Origin of the sequence: Pseudomonas sp. Pse1 (genome assembly GCF_024519635.1) — a bacterium.
Lineage (GTDB): Bacteria > Pseudomonadota > Gammaproteobacteria > Pseudomonadales > Pseudomonadaceae > Aquipseudomonas.
Genome location: NZ_JALJRO010000002.1, coordinates 195,094 through 208,556 on the forward strand (window position 1 = coordinate 195,094; position 13,463 = coordinate 208,556).

Here is a 13,463-nt window from a genome sequence, read left to right on the forward strand (position 1 = left end):
GTAAAATTTACTCAACACCCGACTATCAGGATCGCCCCATGACTGTCCGCGTTCAGCCACCGGCGCCGAGCAACCACACCGCCTCCTATTACGCTGCCACGAGCCTGGCGCAGCCGGATTATCCGGTGTTGCAAGGCGAACAATTGGCTGACGTCTGCGTGGTCGGCGGCGGCTTTTCCGGCTTGAACACAGCGATCGAATTGGCCCAGCGCGGCTTCAGCGTGATCCTGCTCGAAGCCCGCAAGATCGGTTGGGGTGCCAGTGGGCGCAATGGCGGGCAATTGATTCGCGGCGTCGGCCATGGCCTCGACCAGTTCGCCCCGGTGCTGGGCGCCGAGGGTGTGCGCCAGATGAAGCTGATGGGACTGGAAGCGGTGGACCTGGTCCGCCAGCGCGTCGAACAGTTCCAGATCGCCTGCGACCTGACCTGGGGCTACTGCGACCTGGCCAACAAGCCCCGCGACCTTGAAGGTTTTGCCGAAGACGCGGCAGAGCTGCGCAGCCTTGGCTATCGCCATGAGACTCGCCTGCTGCAGGCTGACGAAATGCGCAGCGTGGTGGGGTCGGACCGCTATGTCGGTGGCCTGATCGATATGGGCTCCGGCCATCTGCACCCGCTGAACCTCGCGCTGGGCGAAGCCGCCGCCGCCACGCAACTGGGCGTGCGATTGTTCGAACAATCCGCTGTCACGCGCATCGACTATGGCCAGGAGATCAAAGTCCACACAGTTCAGGGCACGGTTCGCGCCAAAACCCTGGTGCTGGGCTGCAATGCCTATCTGAATAACCTCAACCCGGAACTCAGCGGCAAAGTGCTTCCGGCCGGCAGCTACATCATCGCCACCGAGCCCTTGAGTGAAGAGCAGGCACACGCCGTCCTGCCACAGAATATGGCAGTGTGCGACCAGCGTGTGGCACTGGACTACTACCGTCTTTCGGCGGACCGACGCCTGCTGTTTGGCGGCGCCTGTCACTACTCCGGCCGCGATCCGGCGGACATCGCCGCCTATATGCGACCAAAGATGCTCGAGGTATTCCCGCAACTGGCAAGCGTGCGGATCGACTATCAGTGGGGCGGAATGATTGGTATCGGCGCCAATCGCCTACCACAAATCGGCCGCCTCAAGGATCAACCGAATGTGTATTACGCCCAGGCGTATTCAGGCCATGGGGTGAATGCCACTCACCTGGCCGGCAAGCTGCTCGGCGAAGCCATCAGCGGCCAGCAAGGCGGCGGCTTTGACCTGTTCGCCAAGGTCCCGCACATCACGTTCCCTGGCGGTCGACACTTGCGCTCTCCGCTGCTGGCCTTGGGCATGCTGTGGCATCGCCTTAAAGAGTTGGTCTGACCGGATCGATCACAAGCGCCAGAACGGCTTCAGGCCTTCAGCCCGCGCCTGCTCCCGGCTCAACCCAACATCGCGCAACTGCTCAGGCGTCAGCTCGAGCAAGGTCTTGCGCGTGTGCAGACGATGCCAGAACAGGCCCCAGCGGCCCAGGCAGGACGGGGCATTGCGCAGCGCTTGCGCACCCATGCCCCACTCACGCCCTGCCTCCAGTTCCTGACTGTGTAACGTCAACCGCACATCGCTCAAGCCGTTCATTTCGCATGCTCCTGTTTACTTGGGTAGCCAGAGATTCCATGATGCGCGGAGCAGAAAAACCGTTACAGATTCAATAGAGCTGTATTACTTCCATACAGTTTTTCCGAATTCCCGGCTGAATCACGGTTTTTCCACGCATCTGTACTGGTACCCACCCTGAGGCTGCGCCATGACGCTTTACGTCAACCTCGCCGAATTGCTCGGCACCCGCATCGAACAAGGCTTCTACCGCCCCGGCGACCGCCTGCCCTCGGTGCGGGCCTTGAGCATTGAACACGGCGTCAGCCTGAGCACCGTGCAACAGGCTTATCGGGTACTGGAGGACAGCGGACTGGCGCGGCCCAAGCCGAAGTCCGGCTATTTCGTGCCGGTCGGGCGCGAACTGCCCGAGCTGCCGGTAGTGGGGCGTCCCGCTCAGCGCCCGGTGGATATTTCGCAGTGGGATCAGGTGCTCGAACTGATTCGCGCCGTGCCGCGCAAGGACGTGGTGCAGTTGGGCCGCGGCATGCCCGACGTCACTACGCCGACCATGAAACCGCTGCTGCGCAACCTGGCGCGCATCAGTCGCCGACAGGACATGCCCGGACTGTATTACGACAACATCTACGGCACCCTCGAACTGCGCGAACAAATTGCCCGGCTGATGCTCGACTCCGGCAGCCAGTTGAGCGCCAACGACCTGGTGATTACCACCGGTTGCCACGAAGCCCTGTCCACCAGCATTCGCGCAATCTGTGCGCCGGGTGACATCGTGGCGGTGGATTCGCCGAGCTTTCACGGGGCCATGCAGACCCTCAAGGGCCTGGGGATGAAAGCCCTGGAAATCCCCACCGACCCGCTCACCGGGATCAGCCTCGAAGCGCTGGAATTGGCTCTGGAACAATGGCCAATCAAGGCCATACAGTTGACGCCAAACTGCAACAACCCACTGGGCTACATCATGCCGGAGTCGCGCAAACGCGCGTTGTTGACGCTCGCCCAGCGCTTTGACGTGGCCATCATCGAAGACGATGTGTATGGCGAACTCGCCTATACCTATCCTCGACCCCGCACCATCAAGTCTTTCGACGAGGACGGTCGCGTGCTGTTGTGCAGTTCGTTCTCCAAGACGTTGGCCCCCGGCCTGCGCATTGGCTGGGTGGCGCCGGGACGGTACCTGGAGCGAGTGCTGCACATGAAATACATCAGCACCGGCTCGACCGCGCCACAACCGCAGATCGCCATTGCCGAATTCCTCAAAGGCGGCCATTTCGAACCTCATTTGCGGCGGATGCGCACTCAATACCAGCGCAATCGCGATCTGATGCTGGATTGGGTCAGTCGCTATTTTCCGGCCGGCACCCGCGCCAGCCGCCCTCAGGGCAGCTTCATGCTGTGGGTGGAATTGCCGGAGAGTTTCGACACCCTCAAGCTCAATCGGGTCTTGCTCGACCAGGGCGTACAGATCGCCGTCGGCAGTATCTTTTCCGCCTCGGGCAAGTACCGAAATTGCCTGCGCATGAACTACGCGGCCAAACCGACGCCTCAGGTCGAAGAGGCGGTGCGCAAGGTCGGTGCGGCGGCGATCAAGCTGCTGGCCGAATGCCCCGACGACGACCGCTGAACATCGGCAAAGCCGTGCCATACTTCGAGCCTGGTCATTTGCGGGAAACTTCGTCTTGCGCCCACGACACGCCCTCCTCTGTGCGTTACTCGTCACGCTGATCAGCGGCTGCGCCACCCTGAATGTGCCACGCGAGGCCAGCCAGGCATTGCCGGCGGCCGAGTCGGCGTTCGGCCGCTCGATCCAGGCCCAGGCGGCCGAACACCAGGGACGCTCCGGTTTTCGCCTGCTTTCGGACAGCAGCGAAGCCTTCGCTGCCCGGGCCGAGCTGATCCGCAACGCGCAACGCAGTCTCGACTTGCAGTACTACATCGTCCATGACGGCATCAGCACCCGGCTGCTGGTGAGTGAACTGCTCAAGGCTGCCGACCGCGGCGTGCGTGTTCGCATCTTGCTCGACGACTTCACCAGCGATGGCCAGGATCAGACCATCGCCACCCTCGCCGCCCATCCGCAGATCCAGATTCGCCTGTTCAACCCCCTGGCCCTGGGCCGCAGCACCGGTGTCACGCGGGCCATGGGCCGGCTTTTTGATCTGTCGCTGCAACACCGGCGCATGCACAACAAGCTGTGGCTGGCTGACAACAGCGCGGCGATTGTCGGCGGGCGCAATATTGGCGACGAATACTTCGATGCCGAGCCCAAGCTCAACTTCACCGATATCGATTTGCTGGGGATCGGCCCGGTCGCTGAACAGCTCGGGCACAGCTTCGATCAATACTGGAACAGCGCCTTGAGCAAGCCCATTGCCGAAGTCGTCTCCAGTCAGCCCGACACCGGCGACCTGGCCAGGAGCCGCGAACGGCTGCAGGCGTCCCTCGACGAGACCCGCCGACAGAACCATGCGCTTTACCAGCAACTGAAGACCTACCAGACCGATCCGCGCCTGGACCTCTGGCGAAGCGAGCTGATCTGGGCCTGGAACCAGGCGTTGTGGGACGCGCCGAGTAAAGTCCTGGCCAGCGGCGAGCCCGATCCGCAGCTGTTGCTGACCACCCAACTGGCACCCGAGATGCAACGCGTCAGCAAGGAACTGGTGATGGTCTCCGCCTACTTCGTGCCCGGCCCGCCTGGCCTGGTCTACCTGACCGGACGCGCGGATGCCGGGGTAGCGGTCAGCCTGCTGACCAACTCTCTCGATGCCACCGACGTGCCCGCGGTCCACGGCGGCTACGCGCCCTACCGCAAAGCCTTGCTGGAGCACGGTGTGCGCCTGTTTGAATTGCGCCGGCAGCCGGGCGACGGCGGTGGTAGCGGTCCGAACCTGTTCCGCAGCTCAACCTATCGCGGCTCCGATTCCAGCCTGCACAGCAAGGCGATCATCTTCGACGGGCAAAAGGCATTCATCGGCTCGTTCAATTTCGATCCGCGTTCGGTGCTGTGGAACACCGAGGTCGGGGTTCTGGTCGACAGCCCGGAACTGGCCGGGCGGGTGCGCGAACTGGCCTTGCAAGGCATGGCGCCGACCTTGAGCTACGAAGTGCGACTGCAGGACGGCGCGGTGGTCTGGGTCACTGAAGACAATGGTCAACTGCATACCCTGACGCGTGAGCCAGGCAATTGGTGGCGACGTTTCAATGCCTGGCTCAGCAACACTGTGGGTCTGGAGCGCATGCTTTAGCCTCAGGCCGGCTGCGCCTCACCAAACGCGCCCTGACGCACTAGCAGGATCACCAGACCAAAGGCCCCCGCCGCCATCAACAGCGGCAAGGCGTGGCCGCTGACCCACTGGCTGCCAGCGCCCGCAGCGAGCGGCCCGATCAGGCAACCGATACCCCACAGTTGTGCGACATGGGCGTTGGCACGCACCAGGGCATCGTCACGGTAACGCTCGCCAATCAGGATCAGCGACAAGGTGAACAGCCCGCCGGCGCTGGCCCCGAACAATACCCAGAGCGGCCAGATCAGCAGAGTATCGAGCAGCATCGGAATCGCCAGGCTCGAGAGCATGAGGATCACCGCACAGCCGGTGAACAAGGCGCGTCGCGACAGATAGTCCGCCAAGGCACCAATTGGCAACTGCAGCAATGCATCCCCTACGACCACTGTGCTGACCATCGCCAGGGCGACTTGCTCAGTGAACCCCTGTTGCAGGCAATATACCGGCAACAAAGTAAGAATCATCGCCTCGAAGGCCGCGAATAACGACACCCCCCAGGCAATCGCTGGCAGGCCGCGGCAAAATCCCAGCAAGTCCCTGAAAGTCACGCTCATCGCCTCACTGCTCGGTGCACCGCTGCGCCCCAACAGCACCAACGGTGAAATCATCAGCAACGCGACGCCGACCCAGAACCCCATATCGTTGGCAGTGCCCAACACCCCCAGCAACAGCGGACCGGCCAATTGGCTCAAGGCGTAACTGCAGCCATACAGCGCTACCAGGCGGCCGCGCCATTGCTCGACCACCAATTGATTGATCCAGCTTTCACCGAGAATGAACACGATGGTCAGGATGACCCCAATCATCAGCCGTAGCAGCAGCCACACCGGGTAGCTGGGCAGCAGTGCCAGCAAGCCGATGGACAGCGCGCCGGCCCACAAACACAGGCGCATCAGGTTGGCAGTGCCCAGCCGGGCTGCCAAGCGACTGGAGACTTTCGCCCCCAGCAGCACCCCCACCGCCGGCATGGCCGCCATGACCCCGATCGCAAACGAGCCATAGCCCCAGCTTTCCAGGCGGAAAGACACCAGCGGCATGCTGACGCCCAGGGCCAGGCCGACACTCAGGACTGACGCCAAAACGGCGAAATAGGTGCCCCAACGCATGTTCCACGCTCCTGTGGATAATTTTTATGGCAGAGACAACACAGCCGGACCTTCTTGCGAAGAGCCCGGCTGCGAGTGGATCAAGGCGGGCGTCGAACGCCCGCCAGAGGCGTTACAGCTTGATCCAGGTCGCCTTCAGTTCGGTGTACTTGTCGAACGCGTGCAGCGACTTGTCACGGCCGTTGCCCGACTGCTTGAAGCCGCCGAACGGTGCGGTCATGTCGCCGCCATCGTACTGGTTGACCCACACGCTACCGGCGCGCAGGGCCTTGGCGGTCAGGTGTGCCTTGGAGATGTCCTGAGTCCATACCGCTGCGGCCAGGCCGTAAGGAGTGTCGTTGGCGATCGCAACGGCTTCTTCGGCGCTGTCGAAAGTAATCACCGACAGCACTGGGCCGAAGATTTCTTCCTGGGCGATTTTCATCGCGTTGCTCACGCCGTCGAAAATGGTCGGCTCGACGTAGGTACCACCGGTTTCCTCGAGGATACGCTTGCCGCCGGCAACCAGTTTGGCGCCATCGCTGTGCCCGGACTCGATGTAGGACAGGACGGTATTCATTTGCTGGGTATCGACCAGCGCACCCACGGTAGTGGACGGATCCAGCGGATTGCCCGGCTTCCAGGTTTTCAGCGCCTCGATCACCAGCGGCAGGAATTTGTCCTTGATCGAACGCTCCACCAGCAGGCGCGAACCGGCGGTGCACACCTCGCCCTGGTTGAACGCGATGGCGCCGGCTGCGGACTCGGCAGCGGCTTGCAGGTCCGGCGCATCGGCGAACACGATGTTCGGGCTTTTGCCACCGGCTTCCAGCCACACCCGCTTCATGTTCGACTCACCGGAATAGATCATCAGTTGCTTGGCGATCTTGGTCGAACCGGTGAATACCAGGGTATCGACGTCCATGTGCAGGGCGAGCGCCTTGCCGACGGTGTGACCGTAGCCTGGCAGCACGTTGAGCACGCCTTTCGGGATGCCCGCTTCGACAGCCAGTGCGGCGATACGGATGGCGGTCAGCGGCGATTTTTCGGACGGTTTGAGGATCACCGAGTTACCGGTGGACAGCGCCGGACCCAGCTTCCAGCACGCCATCATCAACGGGAAGTTCCACGGCACGATGGCGCCAACCACACCTACCGGCTCGCGGGTCACCAGGCCCAACTGATCATGAGGGGTTGCGGCCACTTCGTCGTAGATCTTGTCGATGGCCTCGCCGCTCCAGCTCAGCGCCTGGGCTGCGCCAGGAACGTCGATGTACAGGGAGTCGCTGATGGGCTTGCCCATGTCCAGGGTTTCAAGCAAAGCCAGCTCTTCGGCGTGCTGCTTGAGCAGGCCGGCAAAACGGATCATGGTGGATTTGCGCTTGGCCGGCGCCAGGCGCGACCAGACGCCGGAGTTGAACGTGGCGCGAGCGTTTTCCACGGCGCGCTGGGCATCGGCGGCGTCACAGCTGGCGATCTTGCCCAGCAGACGACCATCGACCGGGCTGATGCACTCGAATGTCTCGCTGGAGACCGCATCGGTGTATTCGCCATTGATGTAGGCGCGGCCTTCGATTTTCAGGTCGCGGGCACGTTGTTCCCAGTCGGCACGAGTCAGGGTGGTCATGCGAGTGTCCTCCTCTTATTGAATACGTCGCCCACACTGTTCGCGGACGCTGTCAGGAATTGGGCCCGGCCAGCCTGTAATCGGCCCGAGGCACCCACCACCCTAAACCAGCCGCACCTCAAGTTTCAATATATTTGACAAATGCTCAACAAACGGCCTTGCGATGTTCATTTTAATAAACATAGACTCGGCGTTTTCCAACCACTCGCGTCGCATTCACGGGGGATTACAAGAATGAGCATCCAGGACATCGTCGACTTCAGCCATGCCACCACTGCCGCCGAGCGCTATCGCCCGGATCCGGCCAAAGTCCTCAAGGGCGATCCGGAGCAGACCGTCTTCAACCATTACAACAGCCCTTGTGGGCAGTTGAACGCGGGGGTGTGGGAGGGTGCGGTCGGACAATGGACGGTGAATTTCACCGAGCATGAATACTGCGAAATCGTCCAGGGCGTTTCTGTTCTGCGCGACCAGGACGGCAATGCGAAGACCCTGCGCGTTGGCGATCGGTTTGTCATCCCCGCCGGCTTCAAAGGCACCTGGGAAGTGCTGGAACACTGCCGCAAGATCTATGTGGCGTTTGAGGCAAAAGCCTAACTATTTACCGCATCGCGGGTCATTTTCCGGAGGAGGATTGCCCTGTCCATTCGGACATCTCACTTCATTAACGGAATAATGAACATGACCAACGAACAAGCACTGCAAGCACTGCAACACCTGATCGGCCAGCCTTACACCACTTCCGTGAAGGCTACTGTCAGCCAACTGACCGGCCGTGACCGCGTTGTAGGTGCCGGCGAAGTCGCGACCAAAGAGATGGATGCTGCGCGCATTCATATCGTTGCCAATGCCAGCGGCAACATTGAAGCATTCCGCTTCGGTTGAGACGCGTTGCACCGCTAAGCGCACAATGAAAAAGGCCCGTCTCTCGTGAGACGGGCCTTTTTCTATATCAACGGGAGCGCACAGGACGTCCGCCACCCGAAACCTGCAAGGAGGCACCATGCCTGATACACAAGACTTGTGCGATGTTTCGATCGCCCAATACACAGTAGGCCAGACGTTCACCCCGCAACTGCTCGAAGAGGTTCGCGCCAGGGCCAATGGCGCACCGGTACGGGTCACCGGCCCGCGCTATGCCTCGGATCGCAAGCGAGTGCCGAATCGCATCAGCCTGCTGACCAATGCCGACAGAGTCATCGTCAGCATTCAGTGCGGTTGACTGCCTGACGGCTGTTCGCGGCGCAACAAAAAAGGCCCGTATCTCGCGATACGGGCCTTTTTCGTAAGAGGGAAAAATCAATTACTTGATTTTGCCTTCCTTGTAGATCACGTGCTTGCGAACAACCGGATCATATTTCTTGATCTCGATTTTGTCCGGGGTAGTACGCTTGTTCTTGTCGGTAGTGTAGAAGTGACCAGTACCGGCGCTCGAGATCAAACGAATCAATTCACGCATGATTAGCTCCCTTAAACCTTGCCATCGCGACGAAGTTCGGCCAGCACGACGCTGATGCCGCGCTTGTCGATGATACGCATGCCTTTGGCGGATACGCGCAGACGCACGAAACGTTTCTCTTCTTCAACCCAAAAGCGGTGATGCTGCAGGTTCGGCAGGAAACGACGACGGGTTTTGTTGTTTGCGTGGGAAATGTTATTCCCGGTTACCGGACCCTTACCGGTAACTTGACATACTCTAGACATGCCTCAGCCCTCTAAAACCACATGCCCAACCCGGCATGGGTTGGCCGCTTAATCTCTAGTCATTGTGGCGCCAGGCGCCGCGTTTCTTTAGAGGTCTTACCGGCTACACCTACAGTGAAGGAACCGGGCCCCTAGAAAAGAGCGCTGCTTTATACCAGAAAGACCTCAGGGCAACAACTATTGGTGTAAATAGAGTTTTCCAAAAGCCCGGTTTTACGGCGCCAGGCGCTTTGGATAAAGGCTATCAGTGGGAAAGACCACTCGTCGCAGAACATCGACAAAGCGGCTCACCCTCAAGCTACACCGGCGCTACTTTACGCTAATTCGCAGCATGGCGGGACCTTGCCCGCCTATTAGAAGCACCGACAAATTGAAAAAGGGGATAGTCATTTGCAAGACAGGCCACTAGGGTAAGCCTTTTCCAGACTGCACTCGCAGATGGGCCTTCGATCTGCAAAGGAATCCACACATGCGCCTCGCTGCCCTACCGCTGTTGCTCGCCCCACTCTTGCTGAGCCCACTGGCCCAGGCTGCCGCCCTGAGCGTCTGCACCGAGGCCAGCCCGGAGGGCTTCGATGTCGTTCAATACAATTCGCTGACCACCACCAACGCATCGGCCGACGTATTGATGAATCGCCTCGTGGACTTTGACACCCGCAGCGCCAAGGTGATCCCGAGCCTGGCCGACAGCTGGGAAGTCTCGGCCGATGGCCTGACGTACGTGTTCAAACTGCACCCGCAGGTTAAGTTTCACCGCACCGACTATTTCAGTCCGACCCGCGAAATGACCGCTGAAGACGTGAAATTCAGCTTTGATCGCATGCTCGATCCGGCCAACCCCTGGCACAAAGTCGCCCAAAGCGGCTTCCCCCATGCCCAGTCGATGCAGCTGCCCGCATTGATCAAGAAAATCGACGCCCTTGACCCGCTGACCGTGCGCTTCACTCTTGACCACGCCGATTCAACCTTCCTCGCGACCCTGAGCATGGGCTTCGCTTCAATCTATTCGGCGGAATACGCGGATCAGTTACTCAAGGCCGGCACCCCGGAAAAGCTCAATAGCCAACCGATCGGCACCGGCCCCTTCGTTTTTGCGCGCTTCCAGAAAGACGCTTCAATTCGCTACAAGGCCAACCGCGACTACTTCGCGGGCAAGCCTGCAGTCGATCCCCTGATATTCGCTATCACCCCGGATGCCAACGTGCGCCTGCAAAAACTGCGGCGTAACGAGTGCCAGATTGCCCTGTCGCCCAAACCGCTGGATGTCCAGGCCGCCGCCCAGGAGCCCACGCTCAAGGTCGAGAGCACGCCGGCATTCATGACCGCCTTCGTGGCGATCAACAGCACTCACCCACCTCTGGACAAGCCGGAAGTGCGCCAGGCGATCAACCTCGCGTTCGACAAGCCGAGCTATCTGAAGGCAGTCTTCGAAGACACTGCGCAAGCCGCAAACGGGCCTTACCCGCCCAATACCTGGAGCTATGCCAAAGACCTGCCCGACTATCCCAAAGACCTGGCCAAGGCTCGAGCGTTGATGACCAAGGCCGGCCTCAAGGAGGGTTTCCAGACCACCATCTGGACGCGCCCCTCCGGCAGTCTGCTCAATCCCAACCCGAGCCTGGGCGCCCAACTGCTGCAGGCTGACCTGGCGGAAATCGGCATTCAGGCAGAAATCCGCGTGATCGAATGGGGCGAGTTGATTCGTCGCGCCAAGGCCGGCGAACATGATCTGCTGTTCATGGGTTGGGCCGGCGACAACGGTGATCCGGACAACTTCCTGACACCGCAATTTTCCTGCGCCGCAGTCAAGTCGGGTACCAACTTTGCGCGGTATTGCGACCAAGGCCTGGATAAGCTGATCAGCGCCGGCAAGACCACCACCGAGCAAGGCGTGCGCAGCAAGCTCTATGAACAGGCCCAGGCGCAGATTCATCAGCAGGCCCTTTGGCTGCCACTGGCCCACCCTACTGCCTATGCCCTGACGCGCAAGGACGTTCAGGGTTATCAAGTCAGCCCGTTTGGCCGCCAGGACTTTTCCAAGGTCAATATCAAGTAACCCGCAGAACCTGTAGGAGCAAGCCTGCTCGCGATGGCGTCGTGTCAGTCATCTTGTGTGCGTTGATCGCGAGCAGGCTCGCTCCGATTACAGGGGGCTCGGCGCTCACATCCAGCCGTATTCGGCCATCGACAAGGGATCACCGTCTCCCACGATAAAGTGGTCAAGCACCCGCACGTCAACCAACTCCAGCGCCTCCTGCAGGCGCTTGGTGAGCATTCGGTCAGCCTGGCTGGCCTCCGCATGCCCGGAAGGATGGTTGTGGCACAGGATCAATGCTGCCGCGTTGTGTGCCAATGCGCGCTTGACCACCTGGCGTGGATGGACGCTGGTGTTATCGATCGAACCGCGAAACAGCGTCTCGAATGCCAGCACCCGATGCCGGGTATCCAGAAACAGACAGCCAAACACCTCATGCGGCTCGTGCCGCAACATGGCTTTGAGGTAGTTGCGCACGTCATCCGGACTCTTGAGCACCGATTCAAGGCTCAAGCGCTCCGCCAGGTGACGGCGAGCCATCTCGAGCACTGCCTGCAACTGGGCGAACTTTGCCGGGCCCAGCCCCAACTGGCTGGCGAATGCCTGCTGGTCCGCCTCGAACAGACTGCGCAGGCTGCCAAATTGCTTCAGCAGGTGCCGCGCAAGGTCGACGGCACTTTTCCCAGCGACCCCGGTGCGCAGGAAAATAGCCAGAAGCTCAGCGTCCGACAGGCTCGCCGAACCCAGTTCCAGAAGTTTCTCTCGCGGCCGTTCCGTCGCCGGCCAATCCCGAATGCTCATAGCACCTCCCTGTATGTGGGCGCCGCTGTTCCGTTGCGGTCGCTGTGATATCGTAGCCCATCTTTTTTGCAGGCGATTTCACCCTGGGGAGGGGGTTTCGCCATGCAGTCATCAACGAAATGAAAGGCAGACCTATGCAGCGGCTGTATCGGAAACGCATCGTTCTGGGCGTCGGCGGCGGCATTGCGGCCTACAAGAGCGCCGAACTGGTTCGCCGCCTGATCGACCAGGGCGCAGAAGTGCGCGTGGTCATGACCCGTGGCGGCAGCGAGTTCATTACCCCGCTAACCATGCAGGCGCTCTCCGGGCACCCGGTGCACCTGGACCTGCTGGACCCGGCCGCCGAAGCCGCGATGGGCCACATCGAACTGGCCAAATGGGCAGACCTGGTGCTGATCGCACCGGCCACCGCGGACGTGATCGCCCGCCTGGCCCAGGGCATCGCCAACGACCTGCTGACCACCCTGGTACTGGCCACCGACGCCATCGTCGCCTTGGCACCCGCCATGAACCAGGCCATGTGGCGCGACCCGGCTACCCAGGCCAATACCCAATTGCTCGAGAGCCGGGGTCTCAAGGTCTTCGGCCCGGCGTCAGGTAGCCAGGCCTGCGGCGACGTGGGCATGGGCCGCATGATGGAAGCCGATGACCTGGCCCAATGTGCCGCCGACTGCTTCCAGCGCCAGGCATTGACTGGCCGCCACGTCCTGATCACCGCCGGCCCGACCCAGGAAAACATCGATCCGGTACGCTACATCACCAACCACAGCTCCGGAAAAATGGGTTTCGCCCTGGCTGAAGCCGCTGTCGAAGCGGGCGCCCGCGTCACCTTGATCACCGGTCCGGTGCATTTGCCGACGCCAGATCGAGTCACGCGCATCGATGTGGTCAGCGCTCGCGACATGCTCGCCGCCTGTGAAGCCGCGATCCCGTGTGATCTGTTTATTGCCTCCGCCGCGGTTGCAGACTACCGCCCGGAAGTCGTTGCGCCACAAAAACTCAAGAAAGACCCTACGACCGGCGATGGTTTTGTCCTGCAAATGGTGCGTAACCCAGACATTCTGGCCACCATTTCCACCCGCCCCGATCGTCCGTTCAGCGTCGGCTTCGCCGCCGAGACCGAACACCTGCTCGATTACGCCGCACGCAAGCTCAAGGACAAGAACCTCGACTTGATCGTCGCCAATGACGTGGCCAACCCCAGCATTGGCTTCAACAGCGAGGAAAACGCTTGCAGCGTGATCGACCGTGAACTGCAAGCCACCCTTTTCGCCCAGACCAGCAAGGGCAAGATTGCCCGCCAGCTGATCACTTTTATCGCCGAACGTCTGAACCAGGTTTAAC

At 60.9% G+C, this 13,463-nt stretch carries 14 protein-coding genes; 8 read left to right on the forward strand and 6 right to left on the reverse strand.

Going from position 1 to position 13,463, the window contains the following annotated elements; all coding sequences use genetic code 11:
- The first annotated feature begins 38 nt into the window (after positions 1-38).
- Positions 39-1,349, forward strand: coding sequence for an FAD-binding oxidoreductase (locus NR126_RS03595; protein ID WP_256829685.1), 1,311 nt, complete (start codon positions 39-41; stop codon positions 1,347-1,349).
- A gap of 9 nt (positions 1,350-1,358) precedes the next feature.
- Here NR126_RS03595 and NR126_RS03600 read toward each other — a convergent pair whose 3' ends face one another.
- A complete protein-coding gene (locus tag NR126_RS03600; RefSeq protein WP_027616829.1) occupies positions 1,359-1,604 on the reverse strand; it encodes a DUF1127 domain-containing protein in 246 nt (81 codons plus the stop codon).
- Between the two features lie 169 nt (positions 1,605-1,773).
- On the opposite strand from NR126_RS03600, the gene NR126_RS03605 reads away from it, so the two are divergent.
- The gene (locus NR126_RS03605; RefSeq protein WP_105753575.1) at positions 1,774-3,207 is read left to right on the forward strand and encodes a PLP-dependent aminotransferase family protein; all 1,434 of its coding nucleotides are present in this window, start codon (positions 1,774-1,776) and stop codon (positions 3,205-3,207) included.
- Between the two features lie 55 nt (positions 3,208-3,262).
- Positions 3,263-4,828, forward strand: a complete 1,566-nt coding sequence (locus NR126_RS03610; RefSeq protein ID WP_256829686.1) for a phospholipase D family protein — start codon at positions 3,263-3,265, stop codon at positions 4,826-4,828.
- A 2-nt stretch (positions 4,829-4,830) separates the two neighbouring features.
- On the opposite strand, the gene NR126_RS03615 is transcribed toward NR126_RS03610, so the two are convergent.
- On the reverse strand, positions 4,831-5,973 hold the full coding sequence (locus NR126_RS03615) for an MFS transporter (protein WP_105753573.1): 1,143 nt from the start codon (positions 5,971-5,973) through the stop codon (positions 4,831-4,833).
- Positions 5,974-6,085: 112 nt separating this feature from the next.
- A complete protein-coding gene (locus tag NR126_RS03620) occupies positions 6,086-7,579 on the reverse strand; it encodes an aldehyde dehydrogenase (protein WP_027616825.1) in 1,494 nt (497 codons plus the stop codon).
- A gap of 234 nt (positions 7,580-7,813) precedes the next feature.
- Between NR126_RS03620 and NR126_RS03625 the strand changes: the two genes are divergently transcribed.
- The 3 genes from NR126_RS03625 (at position 7,814) to NR126_RS03635 (ending at position 8,801) form a co-directional block, all read left to right on the forward strand.
- Entirely contained in the window at positions 7,814-8,176 is a 363-nt protein-coding gene (locus NR126_RS03625) for a cupin domain-containing protein (protein WP_256829687.1), read from the forward strand.
- 84 nt (positions 8,177-8,260) lie between these two features.
- A complete protein-coding gene (locus NR126_RS03630; protein WP_027616823.1) occupies positions 8,261-8,464 on the forward strand; it encodes an I78 family peptidase inhibitor in 204 nt (67 codons plus the stop codon).
- 118 nt (positions 8,465-8,582) lie between these two features.
- Positions 8,583-8,801: an I78 family peptidase inhibitor gene (locus tag NR126_RS03635; protein ID WP_027616822.1), complete on the forward strand. Its 219-nt coding sequence runs from the start codon at positions 8,583-8,585 to the stop codon at positions 8,799-8,801.
- A gap of 81 nt (positions 8,802-8,882) precedes the next feature.
- Here NR126_RS03635 and rpmG read toward each other — a convergent pair whose 3' ends face one another.
- On the reverse strand, positions 8,883-9,038 hold the full coding sequence (gene rpmG, locus NR126_RS03640) for a 50S ribosomal protein L33 (RefSeq protein WP_003177274.1): 156 nt from the start codon (positions 9,036-9,038) through the stop codon (positions 8,883-8,885).
- Between the two features lie 11 nt (positions 9,039-9,049).
- Entirely contained in the window at positions 9,050-9,283 is a 234-nt protein-coding gene (rpmB, locus tag NR126_RS03645) for a 50S ribosomal protein L28 (protein ID WP_003177273.1), read from the reverse strand.
- A 469-nt stretch (positions 9,284-9,752) separates the two neighbouring features.
- On the opposite strand from rpmB, the gene NR126_RS03650 reads away from it, so the two are divergent.
- Positions 9,753-11,339 (forward strand): ABC transporter substrate-binding protein, encoded by a 1,587-nt coding sequence (locus NR126_RS03650; RefSeq protein ID WP_027616821.1) that lies wholly within the window; start codon positions 9,753-9,755, stop codon positions 11,337-11,339.
- Between the two features lie 105 nt (positions 11,340-11,444).
- Here NR126_RS03650 and radC read toward each other — a convergent pair whose 3' ends face one another.
- Complete coding sequence (gene radC, locus NR126_RS03655) at positions 11,445-12,119, reverse strand: DNA repair protein RadC (RefSeq protein WP_105753570.1); 675 nt, start codon at positions 12,117-12,119, stop codon at positions 11,445-11,447.
- A gap of 134 nt (positions 12,120-12,253) precedes the next feature.
- Here radC and coaBC point away from each other — a divergent pair, with 134 nt between their 5' ends.
- Positions 12,254-13,462, forward strand: a complete 1,209-nt coding sequence (coaBC, locus tag NR126_RS03660; RefSeq protein WP_027616819.1) for a bifunctional phosphopantothenoylcysteine decarboxylase/phosphopantothenate--cysteine ligase CoaBC — start codon at positions 12,254-12,256, stop codon at positions 13,460-13,462.
- The last annotated feature ends 1 nt before the right edge of the window (position 13,463 follow it).

Excerpts from the sequence above, each read along its gene's own strand:
- NR126_RS03595 (WP_256829685.1), top strand. The coding sequence starts at position 39 with ATGACTGTCCGCGTTCAGCCACCGGCGCCGAGCAACCACACCGCCTCC.
- NR126_RS03600 (WP_027616829.1), bottom strand. The coding sequence starts at position 1,604 with ATGAACGGCTTGAGCGATGTGCGGTTGACGTTACACAGTCAGGAACTG.
- NR126_RS03605 (WP_105753575.1), top strand. The coding sequence starts at position 1,774 with ATGACGCTTTACGTCAACCTCGCCGAATTGCTCGGCACCCGCATCGAA.
- NR126_RS03615 (WP_105753573.1), bottom strand. The coding sequence starts at position 5,973 with ATGCGTTGGGGCACCTATTTCGCCGTTTTGGCGTCAGTCCTGAGTGTC.
- NR126_RS03620 (WP_027616825.1), bottom strand. The coding sequence starts at position 7,579 with ATGACCACCCTGACTCGTGCCGACTGGGAACAACGTGCCCGCGACCTG.
- NR126_RS03625 (WP_256829687.1), top strand. The coding sequence starts at position 7,814 with ATGAGCATCCAGGACATCGTCGACTTCAGCCATGCCACCACTGCCGCC.
- NR126_RS03630 (WP_027616823.1), top strand. The coding sequence starts at position 8,261 with ATGACCAACGAACAAGCACTGCAAGCACTGCAACACCTGATCGGCCAG.
- NR126_RS03635 (WP_027616822.1), top strand. The coding sequence starts at position 8,583 with ATGCCTGATACACAAGACTTGTGCGATGTTTCGATCGCCCAATACACA.
- rpmG (WP_003177274.1), bottom strand. The coding sequence starts at position 9,038 with ATGCGTGAATTGATTCGTTTGATCTCGAGCGCCGGTACTGGTCACTTC.
- rpmB (WP_003177273.1), bottom strand. The coding sequence starts at position 9,283 with ATGTCTAGAGTATGTCAAGTTACCGGTAAGGGTCCGGTAACCGGGAAT.
- NR126_RS03650 (WP_027616821.1), top strand. The coding sequence starts at position 9,753 with ATGCGCCTCGCTGCCCTACCGCTGTTGCTCGCCCCACTCTTGCTGAGC.
- radC (WP_105753570.1), bottom strand. The coding sequence starts at position 12,119 with ATGAGCATTCGGGATTGGCCGGCGACGGAACGGCCGCGAGAGAAACTT.
- coaBC (WP_027616819.1), top strand. The coding sequence starts at position 12,254 with ATGCAGCGGCTGTATCGGAAACGCATCGTTCTGGGCGTCGGCGGCGGC.